4 protein-coding genes and 1 pseudogene are annotated in these 3,306 nt (G+C 42.0%); 1 reads left to right on the plus strand and 4 read right to left on the minus strand.

Features of this window, described 5'->3' with window-relative positions; genetic code table 11:
- Positions 1–210: pseudogene (locus ACR2F3_RS01905) on the minus strand (tRNA uridine-5-carboxymethylaminomethyl(34) synthesis GTPase MnmE); the annotation flags it as partial.
- A gap of 85 nt (positions 211–295) precedes the next feature.
- Here ACR2F3_RS01905 and ACR2F3_RS01910 point away from each other — a divergent pair.
- Positions 296–1,420, plus strand: a complete 1,125-nt coding sequence (locus ACR2F3_RS01910) for an AI-2E family transporter (protein WP_432708291.1) — start codon at positions 296–298, stop codon at positions 1,418–1,420.
- On the opposite strand, the gene ACR2F3_RS01915 is transcribed toward ACR2F3_RS01910, so the two are convergent.
- The 3 genes from ACR2F3_RS01915 to ACR2F3_RS01925 form a co-directional block, all read right to left on the minus strand.
- Positions 1,417–2,733, minus strand: coding sequence for a sensor histidine kinase (locus tag ACR2F3_RS01915; RefSeq protein ID WP_432708292.1), 1,317 nt, complete (start codon positions 2,731–2,733; stop codon positions 1,417–1,419). The genes ACR2F3_RS01910 and ACR2F3_RS01915 overlap by 4 nt on opposite strands.
- A 3-nt stretch (positions 2,734–2,736) precedes the next feature.
- On the minus strand, positions 2,737–3,060 hold the full coding sequence (locus ACR2F3_RS01920) for a DALR anticodon-binding domain-containing protein (protein ID WP_432708293.1): 324 nt from the start codon (positions 3,058–3,060) through the stop codon (positions 2,737–2,739).
- 112 nt (positions 3,061–3,172) lie between these two features.
- Positions 3,173–3,247, minus strand: coding sequence for a DALR anticodon-binding domain-containing protein (locus ACR2F3_RS01925; protein ID WP_432708294.1), 75 nt, complete (start codon positions 3,245–3,247; stop codon positions 3,173–3,175).
- Positions 3,248–3,306: the final 59 nt, after the last annotated feature.

A 3,306-nucleotide genomic window follows, 5' to 3' on the forward strand; every position in this document is an offset into this window, starting at 1 on the left:
GAACAAACTCACCACCACCTCATCAATCACCCGGTCGCCGTCTTTAATCAAGCCGAAATGTAGCGTATGTGAATCCTGCTTCTCTAAATCCTTCCCCGAAAATACCGAGTTGGCAATCTTGATGGCATCTTTTCCGGATAAACGGATAATACCAATCGCACCAATACCTGGAGGTGTAGATAAAGCAACTATAGTTTCATTTGTAATCATCTTATGCGAATTATCGGGTAAAGCGCAAAACTAGCCAAACATTTCTTACCTTCCCGTGTTTGTTGTGTAAATTTAAAAGAATACTATGTCTGAAATGCCGCTCACCGTTAAGAGATCTATAGAATTATTAGGCGTAGTATTAATAGGCGCCGTCTTAGTGATCGGCAGCGGCATTATCATGCCCATCCTTACCGCGTTTTTCATGAGCCTGTTACTCTATCCTGCATTCAGGGTATTGCGGAGATGGCGATTCCCTGAACTATTAGCCATCATCATTCCCATTTTAATGGTGGTGGTAGTTGTTGGCCTCATCGGTTGGTTCTTCTCTTCACAAATGGGCAATCTCATTAATGATTTCCCGCAGATTAAAAAGAATGTTTCCATACACCTGCATTCACTTAGCGAATGGATTGGCAGGATTTCACCCTACTCTACCACAGAACAAACCAAGTTTATCAATGATAAAAGTGCCGCGCTGCTAAATTATGCAGGTGGATTGGCAAGTGGTGCTGCCGTTACCTTGAGTTCGGTTTTCATATTCGTCGGTTTATTGCCCATCTACATTTACCTGATCTTGTTTTATAAAGATATCCTGCTGAGATTTATCTTTATGTGGTTCAAAAAAGAGGATCATACGCGTGTAAAAGACGCCATCTACCATACGGAATCAATTGTTAAAAGTTACCTGATGGGATTGTTGATCCAGGTAACCTATATGACCATCCTTTTAGGGGGTACACTAATGGCTTTTGGGATCAACCACGCCTTGCTGATCGGGATCATCTTTGCCATTTTAAACCTGATTCCTTATGTTGGAGCATTGTTTGGGAATATTATAGGGGTTTTGCTTACTTTAACATCGTCTCCAGACATCTGGCCGGTGTTAACTGTACTGATTATTATTGCAGTAGTGCAATTTCTTGACAATAACATCCTGATGCCGAGGATTGTAGGCTCAAAAATTAAGATCAATGCACTGGTTTCTATTATTGGGGTTGTTGTAGGGGGAAGTATTGCCGGGGTATCTGGAATGTTTCTTTCCATGCCACTGATAGCGGTATTAAAGGTAGTTTTCGACCGGACGGAGATGTTTAAACAATGGGGTGTTTTACTTGGTGATGAGCGTCCTTCAAAAAGCCCGATGAGCTTCCCTATCTTCAGGAAGAAAGTACCGGTAACCACCAAGGAAGGGGTGCAAAAAGAAGCTTAGGCATTTACATTTTCCTTGTCCATTAAGTAATCTGGCACTTCTACTAATGGAAAGGATACATAAAAGGTGGTGCCTTCCCATGGTATACTATTAAACCATATCTTGCCACCTTGCCGGTCTACATAATCCTTGCTGAGCACCAGCCCTAAACCGGTACCTTTTTCATTGGCCGTTCCATAATTAGGGGCAATGTTTAAAGTAAATATTACGTTTTGTTTTTCCTTGGTCAGGCCAATGCCGTTATCCTTAATCGCAATTACACAATTGTCTGCTTCTACCACGGCACTGATGTCAATTTCCCCTTCCAGGTTAGTGAATTTTACCGCATTTGAAACCAGGTTACGCATCACTACCATCAGCATTTTTGGATCGGCCAGGATGACCACATCTTGTGGAAGGTCTAAATCAATCTTTATACCTTTTCTTGCGGCTTTGGGTTCATAGGACCTTACAACGCGCTGAATCTGGTTGGCCACATCAACAGGCTCCAGCTGCACATGATCCACCTCCATTTGTGTACGTGCCCATAGCAGTACATTATGTAACAGGTACTGTGCATCATCAAGGGAACTGTGCAGGTCTTTCTCCATCACTATTCGCATTTCTTCATTAACATCTGCGCTTTGTGCCACATGGAGGTATTGTTTTACGGCCAATATAGGCGCATTGAGCTCTCTTGACAGGATTGACAGCATCTTATTTTTTTCGTCATTCAGATCGCTTAATTTCTTGGTCTGCAAGGCTGCAAATTCCCTTTGTTTCTCAAAGCTATTGCGCAGTACAGTCATTGCGCCATACACGATACAGGTAATGGTTAAATAAGTCATTGCCATATCTATATATTGCTCTTTGCGGTCGATATAATGCTGTTGCACAACGGCAGGATCCTGGTATTCTAAATACAGCATCACAAATACGAGCACAGTAATGGTTACAAACCAAAGCCAGGCTTGTTTTTGTGGCGTAATCAGGATGATGAGAAATAAGCTGATGGTGGAAAGCAACAACATGTTGCCACTTAATCCCCCGTTATACAGGTAAATTAACACGAGGATAAGCGTCAGTTTAACAGAACTGAGCGTTGCCGCCAGAACAGTTCGTTTTTTGATACGGCTAAGGCTGTAAAAACCAACTTCCAGCAGCAATGCCACACCACAAACCACTGAAGCCAGCTGCAGACTGGTAAAATGGTAAAAAAGTGCTTTAAACAACAAGGTAAGGCTAATGAAAAGCGACATGGCATGAAATATTCTCCCGGCCAGTGGAAATTCTTTGGCACCTCCTATTATAGTGTTAAAGCACTTTTTAATCATCAATTACATTCTTTCTGGAACAGTTATACCTAATAACTTCATTCCTGATTTCAAAATATTAGCCGTTAAAGCGCTCAGGTTTAAACGGTGTTGTCTAACGGCATCACTTTCTTCTTTAATAATAGGTGGCACCTCATGGTAAAATTTATTAAACATCTTGGCTACCTCGTAAAGATAGTTAGCCAGCGTTGCCGGAGTGTAACCTTTTGCTGCTGCTGCAATTTCAACAGGGTATTTTGAAGGTAGAATGATCATTTCAAGCTCGGTCGCCGTTAGCTGGAGGTGAGGATCACTATCTACCCCACTTTTGAAACCTGCTTTGTTCAGTAATCATTTCATAAGTCGGAGGCCAAGCGGTCTTAGGAAGACAATAGAGAGGGACAACTCCTTGGCTCACAGAACGACATGGCTACGATCCGACTTACTTTTTAATCATCAATTACATTCTTTCTGGAACAGTTATACCTAATAACTTCATTCCTGATTTCAAAATATTAGCCGTTAAAGCGCTCAGGTTTAAACAAGTCGGAGGCCAAGCGGTCTTAGGAAGACAATAGAGAGGGACAACTCCTT

It is taken from the genome of Pedobacter sp. (genome assembly GCF_045627485.1).
Taxonomy (GTDB): domain Bacteria; phylum Bacteroidota; class Bacteroidia; order Sphingobacteriales; family Sphingobacteriaceae; genus Pedobacter.

What these genes read in the sequence shown, in the direction of transcription:
- ACR2F3_RS01910 (WP_432708291.1), top strand. Translation starts at nt 296, where the DNA reads ATGTCTGAAATGCCGCTCACCGTTAAGAGATCTATAGAATTATTAGGC.
- ACR2F3_RS01915 (WP_432708292.1), bottom strand. Translation starts at nt 2,733, where the DNA reads ATGATTAAAAAGTGCTTTAACACTATAATAGGAGGTGCCAAAGAATTT.